Source organism: Rhodothermaceae bacterium, from assembly GCA_009838195.1.
Classification (GTDB): domain Bacteria; phylum Bacteroidota; class Rhodothermia; order Rhodothermales; family Bin80; genus Bin80.
In genome coordinates this window covers 42,987-60,245 of record VXSC01000036.1, presented here as the reverse complement: position 1 = coordinate 60,245, position 17,259 = coordinate 42,987, and the positions used below count along the sequence as shown (strand labels likewise).

The window sequence follows — 17,259 nt, the reverse complement described above, 5'->3', positions numbered from 1 at the left end:
TTGGGGTTGTAATAAAAAGTCAGGTTGTTGTTCTTCCACAAGATTATATACGCGTTTGCGGGGTGGGATTGGAGTGGATCAGTATTTGGATGAGGTTACGGGTACTAAACGAGATCCGTGGATTGTTCTGATGTGTATAGGTTGTGTTTGAAGTAGATGTGCCAACTCCCGATTGTTTTGCAGAAGCAAGAAATCCCTAAATGGCGCTACCAACGGCAGAGTATCCTTCCAGTTCTATCAGATGGAATGTCTCACGAGACTAGGTAGTAAATGACATCAGATCTTTGCATTCAGAATGGAGTAATCCTAAATCCCTCGACGGGGAAGAGCCGGCGTGCAGACATACGTATTCGCGACGGCCTGATTGTGGAAATCGGCTCGAACCTTACGGTCTCTGATGAGCGGGTTCTGGATGCGAAAGGACGGATGATTTCCCCTGGATGGATGGACATGCATGTCCATTTACGCGATCCCGGCGAAGAGCATAAAGAGACCATCACAACAGGCTGCCGGGCTGCCGCCTTCGGAGGCTTTACGGCAGTTGCGTGTATGCCGAACACGAATCCGCCAATAGACAACAGGGAAGCCGTTCATTCATTGATTAAGCGAGCGGAAGAGTTGCCTGTGGATGTACATCCTATTGCCTGTGTATCCCGGGGGCGGCAGGGGAAGGATTTATCTGAGATGGCTGAACTGGCTGCCACCGGAGCGGTGGCATTCAGCGATGACGGATCGCCGGTTCAGAATGGAAGCCTCATGCGCCGAGCGCTTGAATATACCAGAGTTGTCGGTAAACCGATCATTAATCATATGGAAGATCTGTCTCTGGGGCCCAAGGGACAGATGAATGAAGGGATCATATCTACCAATCTAGGGCTGACACCGATCCCAACATTTTCAGAAGAGTCAATGCTAGGGCGGGATCTCATGTTGGCGGAGTTGACACAGGGACATTTACATGTAGCACATGTATCGACTGCACGTTCAACGGCAATGATCCGTGAAGCGAAAGCACGAGGAATCCATGTAACGGCAGAGGCATGTACACATCATTTTTCATTGACCGATGAAATGGTTGAGGAGTCTGGTTTTGATGTACAGACCAAAATGCATCCACCCCTCAGGACGGCCGAGGATGTAGAAGCAATTCGAGCCGGGCTTTGTGACGGAACCTTGGATGCGATTTGTACGGACCATGCGCCGCATGCTGCTTTCGAAAAGGAAACGGACTTTGTATCGTCCCCATTCGGGATCATTGGACTAGAAACAGCCTGGGGACTCACTGGGCAGCACCTGATCGCTACCAAGCGCTTGAGCGTTGCCGAGGCTGTAAACCGGCTTTGTGTCACCCCGCGTGAGATTCTGGGGCTTAATGTCCCGGCAATTGAAGCGGGAGCAAAAGCGAATTTGACGATCTTTGATGCGACAACCAACTGGGTATTTGAGTCCAGGCACATTCACTCCAAGAGTCGGAATACCCCATTCGTAGGCTCGCCCATGACCGGGCGCGCCTGGGCAATTTATAATAAAGGGCAACTGGTAGAGCATCAACCGTGACACTGCAACACATTCCTTCCGTGCCGCACCTCGTTCTTGTTTACGGAGGTCAGTCGGCTGAACATGAAGTTTCTCTGGTATCGGCACGTAATGTCTTTCATGCCATAGATCGAACGCGCTACGTAGTCACGCTGGTCCGTATAGATCGCGATGGTACATGGGTTCGCGTGGCAACCGTTTCCGGTACGCCATCCTCACAGATTGATTTCCAGGCTCCTGGGGAGTCGGTCTTCTTGAAACCGGATGGGGGATTGGCTCCGATCGAAAGCCCACAGGATGCGGTTCATGTGGATGTAGTATTTCCTGTTCTGCATGGGACAAACGGAGAAGATGGGGCCATTCAGGGGCTGTTTCAGATGTACAAGATTCCCTATGTGGGAGCGGGGGTTCTTGGCTCATCCGTTTGCATGGATAAGGATGTTTCCAAGCGCCTATTACGGGAAGCGGGGATCGCCGTACCAGACTTCAGGGTTCTCCATAACGGAGAGACCAATCTTCCCAGTTATGACTATCTGGCCAGAGTGCTCGGTAAAACACTCTTCGTTAAGCCAGCAAACACGGGATCCTCCATCGGGATTTCCCGCGTAGAGTCTTTGATGGAATACCAAGCGGCGATTGAGGAGGCGTTCAAGTATGATGAAAAGGTATTGGTGGAAGAAGCGATTACAGGGCGTGAGATTGAATGTGCTGTATTGGGCCGAAATCCAGTTCACGTATCTGTCTGCGGCGAGATAACTACAACGCATTCCTTTTACTCGTATCAGGCAAAGTATGAAGATGAATCCGCAACCGAGATCATCATTCCAGCATCAATACCGGAGGTAGTCATGACGCGCATACAGGATTTAGCCCGGCGGACCTGCCGGGTTCTTGATTGTTTCGGGATGGCCAGGGTAGATTTTTTTCTTGAAAAAGATAATCGGGTACTGGTCAATGAAGTCAATACCATCCCAGGGTTTACGTCGGTCAGTATGTATCCAATGCTCTGGGATTATTCCGGGATGTCATTTTCTGACCTTGTGGATGCCCTGATCCAGGATGCATTTGTCTCCCATCACCGACGCTCACAATTGATTCGCAGTCGGTAATGCCGTTTTCGATTGATACCCGGACGTTAAGAGAGGGGGATACATATATCGCAATCAAGGGAGAACGCTATGATGGGCATGATTTTGTGCAAGAGGCGCTCAGAAGAGGTGCCTCAAAGGCGATCGTAGAGCGGGCGATTGAAGGAGTAAATGAGAATAGGCTGAGCATCGTCCCGGACACGAGCTCACATATCGCGGAAGTTGCACACAACAAAGTCAAGCGTGCAAATGCGCGAGTAATTGCGATCACCGGCTCAATGGGGAAGACCACTACGCGAAAGGCTGTGACGCAGGTGTTACAGGCCGCAGGCCCCGTGGTCTCTTCGGTCGGCAATCTCAATACGGTACTGGGGTTATCCCTCACCTTGGCGAACAGTGACCTTGAGACCAATACGTACCTGGTCCTTGAAATGGGGGCGGCAAAGAGGGGAGATCTGAAAGAGATTTGCCAGTACTTCAAGCCGGATATTTCTATTGTGACGAATGTGCGGGGTGTCCATCTGGAGATGCTGGGTTCAATTGAGGGGGTTCAGCAGGAAAAGGGCGAATTGGTTCGGGCACTTGATGCCACCGGGATTGCCTGCCTGAATGCGGATGATCCACGTACGCGGGCAATGACCGCTGAATGCAAAGGTAGACATCTGCTGTACGGGATGGCTGCCGATGCGGATATAACGCCCAGTGAAATTACTGCTGAAGTTCCCTTATTGGGTGAACATGTCATTTACATCCTACTGGCTGCATTTGCAGCTGGAACCGCGGTCGGACTACCCCCAAAAGCAATTAATGAAGCTCTGTGCAGACTGAAACCTGAAAAAGGACGCCTTAATCCTCTTCCTGGGAAAAATGGCTCTACTTTAATTGACGACTCCTATAATGCCAGTCCAGACGCTGTAAAGGTTGCGCTGGATGTGTTGCGTCAGCAGACTGCTCAAAGACGTATTGCCTTCCTCGGTGACATGCTGGAGCTCGGCACAATGGAGCGTGAGGCGCACAAGGTGGTTTTGCTAAAGGCGATCCAGGATGCAGATCTAATTTATGGATGCGGTCCTCGTATGCAGACGGCGGCAGAGGAATTGCCTGCAGCGCTGAAGCGGCGAATGCATTGCCTTTCTGATTCAAAGGAGTTCGAACGCGAATTGACTCGCGGAAGGGTCTATCAACCGGAATCGGGAGATGTGATTCTGGTCAAGGGTTCACAGGGGGCGCGTATGGAGCGGATCAGTCGGGCCTTACTTTCAGAGTCAATCTCTCCAGAATCGGTACTTCCCCGCCAGACGGAAGCATGGCTTTCCATTTAGCAACACCGGATTCATCGAACAAGTCGCAAGAATTTCTGTTTAAGAGGCCAGATTAAGATTTTTTACCTGAAGATCACCGAGGCTTTATAACAAAGTCCTGTGGGTGGTCGCCGGTACGTCGCACTCTGCTGGCGGAGGTTGCCGTTAACGGAGGGTACGAACGAAACTTCTGGTTCTGACTGCGACATCTGTTGATGCCATGTTAAAAGACATTTTAGAGGTACTACTTGGCCATCATCGTTTTGTAATTACAACTCACCAGCGTCCTGACGGGGATGCAATCGGCTCACAGGTTGCGCTTGGCAGGTTTCTGGAGCATCTGGGTAAAGAGGTAGTGCTGTTTAATTCTGACCCCGTTCCGCCTAGTCTAGAGTGGATGCCAGGTTCGGAAGTGATACGAACCGGGAATACCTTGGAAAACTTAAATGCAGTTGCCCAGGCAGATCTCTTTATTGTAGTAGATACAAATTCAAGAGACCGGTTAGGAAAAACTGTAGACCGGGCCCTGGATCTCTACAAAGGGCCCGTATTACTGGTGGATCATCACACAGAACCGGAGTCTTGGTTTACCTGGATGATACGCGATGAGGGTGCAGCCGCGACTGGGGAGTTGATTTACGATTTGATCTGTACCTATGATCGGGATTTGATTGATTCAGACATGGCTACGGCGCTTTATACCGCACTCATGACAGACACGGGCTCGTTCCGGTTTTCTTCGGTAACTCCGAAGGTGCACAGAATGGCAGCAGATCTGCTTGAGCGTGGAAGTTATTCGCCTTTAGAGGTCTATGCCGGGGTCTACGAGAACCACAGCCCCGCCTGGCCTCGTCTGGTTTCGATGGTATTTCAGGGGTTAACTTTTTTATATGACGGAGAACTAGCGTATATCACAATCACCAGACACATGCTTGAGACGGCTGGGGTAGGGTATGATGAGATTCATGGGTTTTCGGACATGGTGATGTCTATTGCAGGGGTCCGTATTACGCTCATTTTCACGGAAACGAAACGAGGTGTAAAGGTGAGTTTCCGATCCAAAGGCAGTCATCGAATGGATACTTGGGCACAAATCCATGGTGGTGGAGGGCATCAGAACGCAGCGGGAGCATTCATCAGACGCCCAATCAGGGAGGCGGTCAAGGTCGTTCTCGAAGGTGTTTCTGGTTTATTTGAAGAAGATGTTGTGGTCTTGGCAGAAGAAGATCAAGCCTATCTAAAAGCATTATCCAGTCCAAAACAATGAAAGTTTCTGTCACCACACTTAGCCTCCAGGATTTGGATGTAGACCTGCTCATTATTCCGGTTGGACGCTCGCTTGCGCGAGCCCGTGCAGCACAGATCGGCGGACCAGTTGGGGAGGCACTCAACGCTGCGCTGATTGATTTTGAGGGTGATCTCAAAGAAACCCTTTTATGCTATCCCGCCTCTGGTCGTGCCCGCAGAGTTGCGGTCGTTGGGTTGGGATATCCGGAAAATATTGATCGCGAAGCGCTTCGCAGGGCAGCCGCGGCGGGCGCACACATGGCAATGAAGACCAAAGCGACCACTGTTGCTTTGTGTCTGCCCGATTCACAGCTTGACTCCGAAGCGACGGGACAATCTCTGGTGGAGGGGTACATGCTCGCCTCATACGAATACGACCGTTACAAGACACGGCCTAATGAGGAACGAACGATTACGGAACGGCTGGTCTTGCATGCGGGTCGTGATGAAAAATCGGCTAGGCGGGGAGCAGAGCGTGGACGAATTGAAGCCGAAGCAACGATTACAGCACGCGACTTGATTAATCTGTCTCCACACGACAAGACCCCGACCCTTCTTGGGAAGATTGTCGAGCGCTACGGTCGTAAATATGGCTATGAAGTGTCGGTCTGGGATAAGTCAGATATCGAGAAGGAGAAAATGGGGGGATTACTGGGGGTGAACCGTGGCAGTCTTGAGCCACCCGTCATGATTGAAATGACATGGAAGCCCAGTAAAGCGGGGAACTCCCGGCCGGTTGTGCTGATCGGCAAAGGAATCGTTTTTGATACGGGTGGACTGTCTCTTAAGCCGACAAAAAATTCCATGGACCACATGAAAGCAGACATGGCAGGCGCCGCTGCCGTGATCGGCGCCATGGAGGCCATTGCGCGCTTGGATGTTCCATTGTACGTGATTGGCCTGATTCCGGCAACAGATAACCGACCAGGACAGGATGCCTACGTTCCCGGAGATGTATTGCGAATGCATTCGGGGATGACTGTCGAGGTGCTGAATACGGATGCAGAAGGACGGCTGATTCTTGCAGATGCGCTTTCTTATGCAAAGCTGTACCGGCCGGAAATCGTGTTTGACCTCGCTACGCTTACTGGTGCACAGGTCGTTGCGCTGGGGAGTCAAGTTGCTGCCGTCATGACCCGAGAGGATTCGGGGGCAAGCGAACGCTTGGAGCCGGTGATGGAAGCAGCGGAGCGCAGTGGAGATCTATTACATCCAATGCCGATGCATGCCCATTATGCGGAGGCGCTCAAGAGCGATGTTGCAGATATCAAAAATATCGGTAACCGCGAAGCGGGGAGCATTACTGCTGCAAAATTCCTCGAAAATTTTGTTGATTATCCGTGGGTTCACATTGATATGGCAGGTCCATCATTTCTGAAGTCCGAACTGCCATATAGGCCGACTGGAGGGACGGGCTTCGGGGTTCGGCTTTTGACCGAATTTATTCGCGATTACGCACACCCGAAGAAGCGTTAGACTCTTGACCGCGGACTCTAAAGAGCGCATGCGCATTGCCATCACGCTGGGCGACCCCAATGGGATTGGTCCAGAAGTGGTGTTGAAGTGTCTGGATGACCCGCTGATAATGAAGCGGATAGAGCCGGTGGTCATTGGCGCAAAGAAGGTCTTGCAGGTTCATGCGAAGGCTTTGGGCAGGCGGCCGCCCGCTCTCATCGAAAACCTGACTGCCTCTCTTCCCAAACGTGGCATCCGGCTTGTAGATACGAGCAAGGGCCAGGAAGTGTCGGTGGAGATGGGGAAACTGACTCCTAGAGCTGGTAGCATGGCAATGAATGCAGTGGATGAGGGGATCCGCCTTGCGAAGCAGAGAAAGGTGAGTGCACTGGTTACCGGGCCAATTTCAAAGCTGGCAATTGTTCGTGCTGGCTATAATTTTCCGGGGCATACAGAGTATCTCGCCAAGAAGACGAAGGTTAAGGATCAGGTCATGATGATGGTGTCCAGAGAGCTGCGCATTAGCTTGGCTACCGGGCATATTTCCCTGAAACAGGTACCAGAAAGGCTGACAATCAATGGGCTTGTCGCAAAGCTCAAGCGTGTACGATTGTCTTTGATGCGAGATTTTGGAATTTCACAGCCCAAGATCGCCGTCCTTGGACTCAATCCACATGCCGGAGAAAATGGCGTACTTGGCAGCGAAGAGGACGAAGTGATTATCAAAGCCATCAAGGATGCCGGAAATCGCGGTATTATTGCACTGGGGCCATTCCCGGCGGACGGATTTTTTGGGAGCGGACAGTATTGTGGGTACGATTGTGTTCTGGCCATGTACCATGACCAGGGATTGGCGCCATTCAAGATTCTTTCATTTGGAAGTGGTGTGAATTTCACAGCAGGATTACCCATCGTACGCACCTCCCCAGACCATGGGACTGCGTTTGATATTGCAGGGAAGAATCAGGCCAATGAAGGGAGCATGGTCCAGGCTGTACTCCAAGCCGCTTCCATTGCAGAGCAAAGACGAAGCAACCAGTGACTATATTTATGTCTCATTTCCTAATTCTACCGTTGACATGGACATTCTTATAAACGTACAACAGTTCATCGATAACCTGCTACAATATCCGCTGCTTGTCATATTGGTTGGAGGGGGGGTATTTCTGACCTTCAGGTTGGGATTTATTCAGTTTCGACAGTTTGGGCATGGTATCAAAGTCGCAACGGGTAAATACGATGATCCAGACGATGCGGGAGATGTTTCGCACTTTCAGGCTCTCACCACTGCATTGTCGGCGACGGTAGGGATTGGGAATATTGCAGGAGTTGCTTTGGCCATTCACTGGGGAGGCCCAGGTGCAGTCTTCTGGATGTGGGTCACGGCACTGTTAGGTATGTGTACCAAGTATACCGAGGTAACCCTGGCGCAGCGATACCGCATCGTAGATCAGGAGGGGTCTAAACTTGTTGGCACGGTGTCCGGTGGCCCGATGTACTATATCGAGTATGGGTTGGGGAAAGCATTCAAGCCACTTGCGATGCTGGTTGCAGGTGCCTTGATCCTGACGGCATTCATGACGGGGAATGCGATCCAGGCCAACACAGTTTCGGATCTGATGAATGCGGAGTTTGCAATTCCGACCTGGGTGACTGGAGGTCTAACTTCGGCGGTTGTTGCAATGGTGATTCTTGGTGGGATTTCACGGATTGGCCGGGTGACGGGGATTTTGGCTCCCGTGATGGGATTACTCTATGTCGCTGGTGGCGTGGTGATCCTAGCAATCAATTACAATGGTGTCTTTCCGGCATTGGCAAGTATCTTCACGGAGGCGTTTAATCCCACTGCAGGTGTAGCCGGTACTGGGATCGGAATCCTGCTGCAGACGATTCTATGGGGCGTGCGGCGCGGCTTATTCTCAAATGAAGCGGGACAAGGATCCGCACCGATTGCACACTCTGCCGCCAAGACGCAAGAACCTGTTTCGGAAGGTGCCGTTGCGCTACTGGAGCCGTTTATTGATACGCTTGTCATCTGTACGATTACGGCACTGGTGGTGCTCACCACTGGGGTCTGGAAGGATAAGACAGATACCGAACTATTGATCGGGGAGGGGGATCTCTCCTATGTCGAAGAAATTGGAGGGCGCTATCAGTCCACGGACGATATCCCCGCGGAAATTGTGATCGATCAAGGTACCCCGGTGCCCTCGGAGAGTAATGGTGTCATGTATGCATGGCATGAGGTTCCCGTAGAGGAGTTCTTTATTGATGAGGCTCAAACCGTGCCCTTCACTGGCATCATTGATACGCAAGAGGGGGTCGCTATCGCCTCAGACACCACCGTGTACACAGAACTTTACGGGATGGCTGTCGAGAACGGTGCCCCGATGACAGCACTCGCATTTGAACAGGGATTGGGAGATGTTGGGAAGTATCTCGTGATCTTCTGTGTATTCCTGTTTGCAATCTCAACGGCAATTTCCTGGAGTTACTATGGAGATCGATGCTCTATGTATCTCTTTGGGCAATCTTCAATTCTTCCATACAAGTTGATCTTTGTAATCATGCACTTTGTTGGTGCCGTGGTTAGCTTGAATACCATCTGGGCGATTGGGGACACGGCCCTAGCATTTGTGACGATTCCAAACGTATTGGCACTGATTCTACTCTCGGGTATTGCAAAGAAATTGACGGACGACTATTTCAATGCGTTCAAGCCGGGAATGACCAGAGACGAATATCTATCGGTCGCGCGTTCACGCGCAAAGTCACACAAATCCGGTTCTGAGGTTTAGTTTGCAGGAAGCCCAATCGAACCCGAGCATCTGGCAGTCCCTGCTTCCGGTAGGGGTACTGATCCTATTGCTGGTCGCGTCCGTGAATTTTTTTGGAGAGGATGCGTCATATGGCCCGAACCAGATCGCGCTGATTTTGTCCGCCATGGTCTGTGCGCTGATCGGTCTGCGGCTTGGGTTTACCTGGAAGCAGATGCAGGAAGCCATGGTCAAGGGAGTCTCCTTATCTATGGGGGCTATATTTATTCTTTTGGTTGTGGGGTCCTTGATCGGAACATGGATTTTGGGAGGTGTGGTTCCAACCATGATGTATTACGGCCTCCAAGTCCTGAATCCTACGATTTTTTACACGGCTTGTTGTATCATCTGTGCAATTGTGGCCATCGTATCAGGGAGTTCGTGGACGACCGTCAGCACGATCGGGATCGCTTTAGTAGGTATTGCTGCAGCATTTGGTCTTCATCTGGGGATTGCAGCGGGAGCAATTATTTCCGGTGCATATTTCGGGGACAAGCTTTCTCCGTTATCGGATACGACCAATCTAGCCCCTGCAATGGTGGGGACCGAGTTGTTTACTCATATCCGGCACATGCTTTGGACGACGGTGCCAAGCATTTCGGTTGCCTTAATCCTGTTCACAATCATTGGGTTTGTGTGGCGACCGACCATGGATCTTTCGACGGGTCTGGATGAAGTATTGAGTGCCCTGGAGAACGGTTACAATCTGGGGGTACATCTCTTGATTCCTGTGGTGGCGGTACTGGTGTTGATTTATAAGAAGATGCCGGCGTTCCCAGCTCTTCTTATTGGAGCATTGTTGGGAGGGATCACGGCAATGATTTTTCAACAGGAGGTGGTCATCGCATTTGTAGGCGAGTCGGATTTGCCACGTGTTCTGGTTCTCTTTAAGGGGTTCTGGATGGTCATGTTTGGGGAGTTTATCGCCAATACCGGCAATGCAGCCCTGGATGATCTTCTGACACGAGGAGGAATGTCCAGCATGTTGGATACAATCTGGCTCATTGTTTCGGCGATGATGTTTGGTGCTGCAATGGAGAAGACGGGGATGTTGATGGTAATCACAAAAAAGATTCTTGGTGCAGCGCGCAGTACAGGTACTCTCATTTTAGCAACGCTCGGAACCGCTTTTGGGATGAATATTGTAGCAGGTGACCAGTATATCTCCATCGTGATTCCAGGTCGCATGTATCGTGCAGAGTATGAAAAGCGCGGATTGCATCCAAAGAACCTTTCGCGTGCCTTGGAGGATTCAGGTACGCTTACATCTGCCTTGATTCCCTGGAACACATGTGGCGCGTTTATGGCCGCTACACTTGGTGTACCGACGTTGTACTACCTGCCATTTGCATTTTTTAACTACATGAATCCGGTCATCAGCGCAATTTATGGCTTTACGGGATTTACCATTGTTCCGTTAGATGAAGATGGAAATGCTCCTACGGAGGGATAGGAAAGGCTATTGCTCACCTACGCAGCTCAGCTGGGATAATCCTTCCCGGCAAGATCGTTTCTTGCGGCAAGTAGATTTAATCCTGATTAGTAATCAGCTTCATTTGCACTGGCCTCCTGGGATGTTTTCCATTGATTCCATTCCGTAACCATTGCATTCAACTGATCGGGATGGGAGGTGGCTATGTTGGTTGACTCATAGGGGTCTTCGACAATGTTGTATAGTTCAAATGCGTTGCCTCCATCATTGCTGTAGATTTTATAGACTTCACCGATCAAGCTGGCTTGTTGATTGATTCTAAATGCCAAATTTCGTTCTCTTTTTTCCATGGTTCCGTGGAGTAGGGGGAGCAAGTTCATCCCATCATAAGGACGGTTGTATTTCTCCAGGTTGATATTGAGGATACTCGCAATGGTGGGAAAATAGTCTGAAGTAAAAGAAGGGGACTCCAAGGTTGTGCCCGGTAAGATTTCACCAGGCCACTCCATAATACCGGGGACACGGATGCCACCCTCATAAAGACTTCGTTTTCTCCCTCTGAGCCCTTTCGTGCTACCTTGGGTCCTTCCCGCTATATTTTCGCCTTCAGGACCATTGTCACTGGTGAAAAACAATACGGTATTATCGGATACGTCTAATTCCCGCAAGGTTTTTCTTAGCCGCCCCACCTGTTCATCCATGGCTGTTAATGCTCCGTAAAAATGTTGCTGATCTTCGGACAACTCGGAGTACGGTTCTTTATAACTTTCCCCTGCAACGACAGGAAGATGTGGTGTATGAAACCAAACAACACCAAAGAAAGGCTGATCTTGTTTCACCGCATCTCGAATGAAAGGGATGACTCGGTCCATAATCACCCGGGAATCATCCCCATCAAGATTTATGGTTTCAATTTCACCGCGATTGGACCAATAGAATGTATTGAATGGCCTTCCCTCCTGCTGAGACAGCGATACATCGCCTGCTGAGCGAGGGGGTGTAATCATAGGGTCCCAGGTAGGCACCTTTGCTTCCGTCACGAAGTATGTATCAAAGCCATGTTGGGAAGGTGGCGAATAATGGGCATCATGCTGAAGCCTGCCTCCCCGATTGGAGTCAATCGTGTCTCGAGTCAATGTCCCTAAATGCCATTTGCCAAAAATCCCTGTTGTATACCCTACTTCCTTAACCAGCTCTGCAAGTGTCACTTCTTCGATTTTCAAATGGCCGCAATTTGCATGGCAGATACCATAGCGGAGAGGGTGACGGCCAGTCAATACACTGCCACGGGTAGGTGAGCAGACTGGTGAAGCAGCATAGAAACGACTAAACACAACCCCGTTGGATGCCATTTCATCTAGATGGGGTGTCTTTAAATGCGGATGCCCGTTGTAGCTCGTATCTCCCCATCCCTGGTCATCGGTCATCACCAGAAGAACATTAGGATAGATGAGGGCCTTTGACCAATTGTGGCATGATGCGGTCAAGAACGAAAGTGCCAAAATAATCAGTGATTTAACTAAATGATGCATCGTCGAGCATCTTACAAAACTCTCCCCAAAGATACAATCTATCATAGGTTAACAGTATTATAACAATTGCTTCTCGTTATATAACAAATAAAGAATATAATTGACTGAAAAAATACTTGAGGTGTCACTATCTTTGCAAGAAACGTTTTCTGTCCATAGTGACCTGTTGGTGGACAATTATTCACGAGGCGAGTGCTGTGGGCCTGTGCGCCCGAAGGACAAAAACCGCATGGACTTGGAAACTGTACCGTAAGGTTCGCGGAGCTCTATTCGTGATTTGCTCCCGGTTTTAGATCTTGGAATTTCGCGAGGGGCTCATGAGCAAGATCGTTTTTCAACTCATTGCACGGGTTTCTCTGAGCATCCCACTGCTCCTCTTCTCATTGAATTCTCAGGCCCAGGAGTTTAAAGATATTTGTGATCGCACCAGCCAAATTGAAGCAATAATTCTTAAACAACTAAATCTAAGCGAGTCGGATTGTAAGAGCGTACCTACCGAGAGTTTAGCGGGAATCAAGGACATTAATGCGGGTAGAGGGGGAATTACATCTCTGAGTGTGGGAGACTTCGAGGGGCTCGACAGCCTAGAAGTTTTATCCTTATTTGGTAACGCTCTGAACAGTGTGCCGGATGAGCTCTTTGATGGACTCTCCAGTCTGGTAGGTTTGAACTTATCTGAAAATGACCTGACCAGTTTGCCCGACGGGCTTTTTGACGGACTCGACAGCCTGAAATCTCTGTACTTATTTGATAACGATCTGACCCGTCTACCTGAAGATCTCTTTGATGATCTCTCCAACTTGAGACGGTTAGACTTGCACCGTAACCCCCTGACCAGTGTGCCGAAAGATCTCTTTGATGGTCTCTCCAGCTTGAGATCTTTATCGCTGTATAACAACGCCCTGACCAGTGTGCCAGAAGAGCTTTTTGATGGACTCGACAGCTTGAGACATATACGTCTGAATGATAACGCCCTGACCAGTCTGCCTGAAGATCTCTTCAATGGACTCTCCAACCTGGAGTATTTAGGTCTATCTGGCAACGCCCTGGACAGTCTGGGAGCGGGGCTTTTTGATAGACTCTCCAGTTTACGAATACTATATCTACATCAAAACGCCCTGACCAGTGTGCCGGAAGGTCTCCTCGATGGACTCTCCAGTTTACGAATACTATATCTACATTACAACGCCCTGACCAGTGTGCCGGAAGGTCTCCTCGATGGACTCTCCAGTCTGGAACACATTTGTTTGGATAATAACAGACTGAGAACTTTGCCGGAAAATTTCTTTGGTCATAAGAATGGTGTTCCGCTACTTCATGTGTGGTTGCAGAACAATCCGATTGAATGTCTTCCTTCAACCATCCTTGACCATCCCTATCTCACGTTTCTGCCTTCCAGAAACACTTTCAAGGTATGTGGCGCTGCGTCGACCGTCACGCTGGAATTATCTGCCCCGCGCATCAGTGAAAACGGAGGATTCACGAGGGTTACGGCAACGATGAATCATACCTCCAGCGCAGCGACGACGGTAACCATTTCGGCATCTGTCCAACTCCCGGCATCGGCATCGGCATCGGACTATCGACTGAGTGAGAACAAAATCCTGACGATTCCGGCGGGACAGACCAGCAGTACGGGTACCGTGACGATCACCGCGGTGGATAATGACATTTATGGTCCGCCGGAAAAATGGATCACAGTCTCGGGTACCCGTTCAGGTGATGCCGACAACCCTGCAGATGTCCTACTTACGATTGAGGATGATGACAATCCGATGGTACATCTGGTCCTGGATCGCACCTCTATTGAGGAGGCCGGTGGGGTTGCGGAGGTCACGGCCGAATTGGACGCAATTTCGGAGGAAGAGACGACCGTATCACTTTCCTTTTCGCCGTCACCGTCGCCGTTGGTGTATCGTCTGGACGGGGATCGCACGCTCACGATTGCGGCGGGGGAACAAACGAGTACGGATCGGGTGACGATTACCGCGGTGGACAACGATGTAGTCTCGCCAGACCAGACGATCACCATTGGGGGATTCGCCCGCAATACGCGGGGAGTCACCGATCCCGCAGCTGTCGTGCTCACGATCACGGACGATGATCTGGCTTCGTTAAGGGCGCCGGCGTCGGTGGTAGTGTCCGAAGGGAGTTCAGAAGGCCTGCCGGTCGTACTTTCGTCGCAGCCAACAGCACCGGTAACCGTCACAGTCACCGGACATGCGACCACGGACCTGACGTTGAATCCGGTGGCGCTGATCTTTACGCCCACGAACTGGAATGTCGCACAGAACGTCATCCTGACGGCGGCGGAAGATGAGGGTTTTACAAATGACCAAGTGGCGCTGACGCTCACGGCCTCGGGCGGCGGCTATGTGGGGGTAACGCATTTGGTCGCGGTGACGATCACCGACAACGATGTCGCCGCGATCACGGCACCAGCATCCGCCATCGTGCCCGAAGGCGGTACAAAGGACCTGCCGGTGGCGCTTTCATCGCAGCCAACGGGAACTGTAACGGTGACGGTCACTGGACATGCGGGCACCGACCTGACGATGAATCCGGTGGCGCTGACCTTTACGTCCACAAACTGGAATGCCGAACAGAGAATCGTCCTGACGGCGGCGGAAGATGAGGATCTCACGGATGATGTGGTGGGGCTGACGCTCACGGCTTCAGGGGGCGGCTATACAGGCGTGCGGCACGCGGTGGCGGTAACGATCACCGACAATGGCCTTGCGCCGCTGTCGGTGTCCATCCATGACCTCACGCGCCGAGAGGATGCGAAGGCAGCACAACTGCGCGTGGAACTAAATCGTCCTTCGGACAAGGTGGTGATGGTGCAGTATGCGACGTCGGATGGGACGGCAGAAGCACCTTCGGACTATGTGTCGTCACAGGGATTCGTGGTGTTTGGTCGGAATGCGACCAAAGGAGTGATTTCGGTGGGGATTGTCGATGATGCAGTTGCAGAGGGGGAGGAGCAGTTAACGGTAACGCTTTCGAAGCCGCGCAATGCGATCATCCAACGGGCGGTGGGGATGCTGACAATCGTGGATGATGATGGCGGGGTGACGCTTCGCGTTGAAGACGGAGTGGAATCGGCGGAGGTGATCCGGTTTACGGTTCATTTATCTGCGCCGAGTTCTGAACCGGTCTCGGTATCCTACCGAACCAGAGATGGGACGGCGAAGGCGGGCGAGGACTATCGCGCCGTGGCGGGGATGTTGGAATTTCTCCCGGGGGCGGTCGCCGCCACGATTGCGGTGCCGCTGCTGCGGGATGATCTGGATTGGCGCGGGGAAACGTTTTCGGTGCATCTGGAGCAGTCAACACATGCGCAGATCGCGAATGCAGTGGCGGTGGCCACGATTCGCGAGGCGGGTTCGGTCACCCGGAATGTGCTGGCCGCGTATACGGCTCGGTTTGTGCGCACCTCGTCAGTACATGTGGTCGAGGCGCTGCAGGAGCGGGTGCAGTCCAGAGTGGATGCATCGGTGTGTGCGGCGGGGGATCGTGCAGATCTGATGCGTCTTTGGCAGACGGTGTCCAACTGGCGGCCGTCGCTGGGCGAGTTGCTTGGGGGGTGTCATGTATCGAGGAGCACGGGGGGATTTGGGGTATGGGGCCGCGGGGCCTATCGGCGGTTCCGGGGCCGGGACGCGGGAGCGCTCCGTCTGCGCGGGTCGGTGGCGACGGGATTGTTTGGAATGGATTACCGGTGGAGTGGGAGATGGATGGCGGGGCTGGTTGTGGCGCACAGCCAAGGAAATGGATCGTTTGTCGTGCATCAGGACACGGGAGTGCTGGAATCCGGACTGACCGGAGTGTATCCGTATGTATCCTATCAGCACCAAAGAGGCGGCATCTGGGTGAGTGGCGGCTATGGTCGAGGCCGGGCGGAGGGAGTGGACCTGTCGGGCCGGCTGACCTCGGGGTTTGGGGCACTGGGGGTGCGGGGGAGTCTGGTGTCGGTGCAGGCGCTGCGACTGAGCTACCATGGAGATGTCTGGTATGCGGATGCCACGATGTCGGATCTGGATGTGACAGCAGAGGTATACCAGACACGATTGGGGATGGAACTGGCCCTGGATCTGGGGGATCGGATTCGTCCGTATGTGGAGGCGAATGTGCGTCGGGATGGCGGGAGTGCGGAGACCGGACTGGGGATGGAGCTGGGAGGCGGGGTCCGGGTGTCGGTTCCGGCGTGGCACCTGAAGGGAGAGGTGCGTTCTCAAGGGTTGGTCCTGCATGCGGAAGACGGGTTTACGCAGTGGGGGATCTCGGGATCGGTGCAGGTTGGGCGCGAGGCGGAAGGGCTGATGCTCCGGGTCCGTCCCTCCTGGGGGGCGAATCAGGGGCTGACCCTGCATCACCAGCAGACGGTGCTGGATGCCGTTCCACAACGGAATCTTCACCGGACGGAGATGGAAGTGGGGTATGGGATTCCGATGCAACAGGGCACGGCCCGATCCGTCCTGGGGGCCACCTGGCAATCCGGGACTGCATTGATGCGGCTGGGGGGAGAGCTACAGCCCCGAGACCGGTTTACCGTGGCCATCTATGGACTAGTGCACGCCCACGCAAAGGGAAATGTAGGACTGAATCTGCGGGGAACGCTGCAGTATTGAAAAGCGGTATGGCAGAAGGGGACTTGAATCCGGTCACATGAACCTCTGTACGACAAAGGTGTGCCATCCGATGAGTTTACCAGAACGTAAGTTTCTCCACCGCGGACTGATGATTGTTCCGGAGATCCTGTGCAGTCATTCAAAATGGAAGACGTATGATGCATTTTGGTCTGATTTCTTG

Annotated in this window: 10 protein-coding genes; 9 read left to right on the top strand and 1 reads right to left on the bottom strand. The window is 52.1% G+C overall.

Going from position 1 to position 17,259, the window contains the following annotated elements:
- Window positions 1–270: 270 nt before the first annotated feature.
- The 8 genes from F4Y64_08035 (at window position 271) to nhaC (ending at window position 10,936) form a co-directional block, all read left to right on the top strand.
- Window positions 271–1,557, top strand: a complete 1,287-nt coding sequence (locus F4Y64_08035; protein ID MXX97543.1) for a dihydroorotase — start codon at window positions 271–273, stop codon at window positions 1,555–1,557.
- A gap of 20 nt (window positions 1,558–1,577) precedes the next feature.
- Entirely contained in the window at window positions 1,578–2,645 is a 1,068-nt protein-coding gene (locus F4Y64_08030) for a D-alanine--D-alanine ligase (GenBank protein MXX97542.1), read from the top strand.
- Window positions 2,645–3,946: a UDP-N-acetylmuramoyl-tripeptide--D-alanyl-D-alanine ligase gene (locus F4Y64_08025; protein MXX97541.1), complete on the top strand. Its 1,302-nt coding sequence runs from the start codon at window positions 2,645–2,647 to the stop codon at window positions 3,944–3,946. Before F4Y64_08030 ends, F4Y64_08025 begins: the two co-directional genes overlap by 1 nt.
- 199 nt (window positions 3,947–4,145) lie before the next feature.
- Window positions 4,146–5,192 carry a bifunctional oligoribonuclease/PAP phosphatase NrnA gene (locus tag F4Y64_08020; GenBank protein ID MXX97540.1) on the top strand — a complete coding sequence of 349 codons (1,047 nt, stop codon included), beginning with the start codon at window positions 4,146–4,148 and terminating at the stop codon, window positions 5,190–5,192.
- A complete protein-coding gene (locus F4Y64_08015) occupies window positions 5,189–6,688 on the top strand; it encodes a leucyl aminopeptidase (protein MXX97539.1) in 1,500 nt (499 codons plus the stop codon). The genes F4Y64_08020 and F4Y64_08015 overlap by 4 nt, the downstream gene beginning before the upstream one ends.
- A 28-nt stretch (window positions 6,689–6,716) precedes the next feature.
- On the top strand, window positions 6,717–7,709 hold the full coding sequence (pdxA, locus tag F4Y64_08010) for a 4-hydroxythreonine-4-phosphate dehydrogenase PdxA (GenBank protein ID MXX97538.1): 993 nt from the start codon (window positions 6,717–6,719) through the stop codon (window positions 7,707–7,709).
- A 37-nt stretch (window positions 7,710–7,746) separates the two neighbouring features.
- A complete protein-coding gene (locus F4Y64_08005; GenBank protein ID MXX97537.1) occupies window positions 7,747–9,465 on the top strand; it encodes a sodium:alanine symporter family protein in 1,719 nt (572 codons plus the stop codon).
- A 1-nt stretch (window position 9,466) separates the two neighbouring features.
- A complete protein-coding gene (gene nhaC / locus F4Y64_08000) occupies window positions 9,467–10,936 on the top strand; it encodes a Na+/H+ antiporter NhaC (GenBank protein MXX97536.1) in 1,470 nt (489 codons plus the stop codon).
- An 86-nt stretch (window positions 10,937–11,022) separates the two neighbouring features.
- On the opposite strand, the gene F4Y64_07995 is transcribed toward nhaC, so the two are convergent.
- Window positions 11,023–12,447: a sulfatase-like hydrolase/transferase gene (locus tag F4Y64_07995; protein ID MXX97535.1), complete on the bottom strand. Its 1,425-nt coding sequence runs from the start codon at window positions 12,445–12,447 to the stop codon at window positions 11,023–11,025.
- 317 nt (window positions 12,448–12,764) lie between these two features.
- Here F4Y64_07995 and F4Y64_07990 point away from each other — a divergent pair, with 317 nt between their 5' ends.
- The gene (locus tag F4Y64_07990) at window positions 12,765–17,078 is read left to right on the top strand and encodes a leucine-rich repeat protein (GenBank protein MXX97534.1); all 4,314 of its coding nucleotides are present in this window, start codon (window positions 12,765–12,767) and stop codon (window positions 17,076–17,078) included.
- Window positions 17,079–17,259 lie beyond the last annotated feature (181 nt).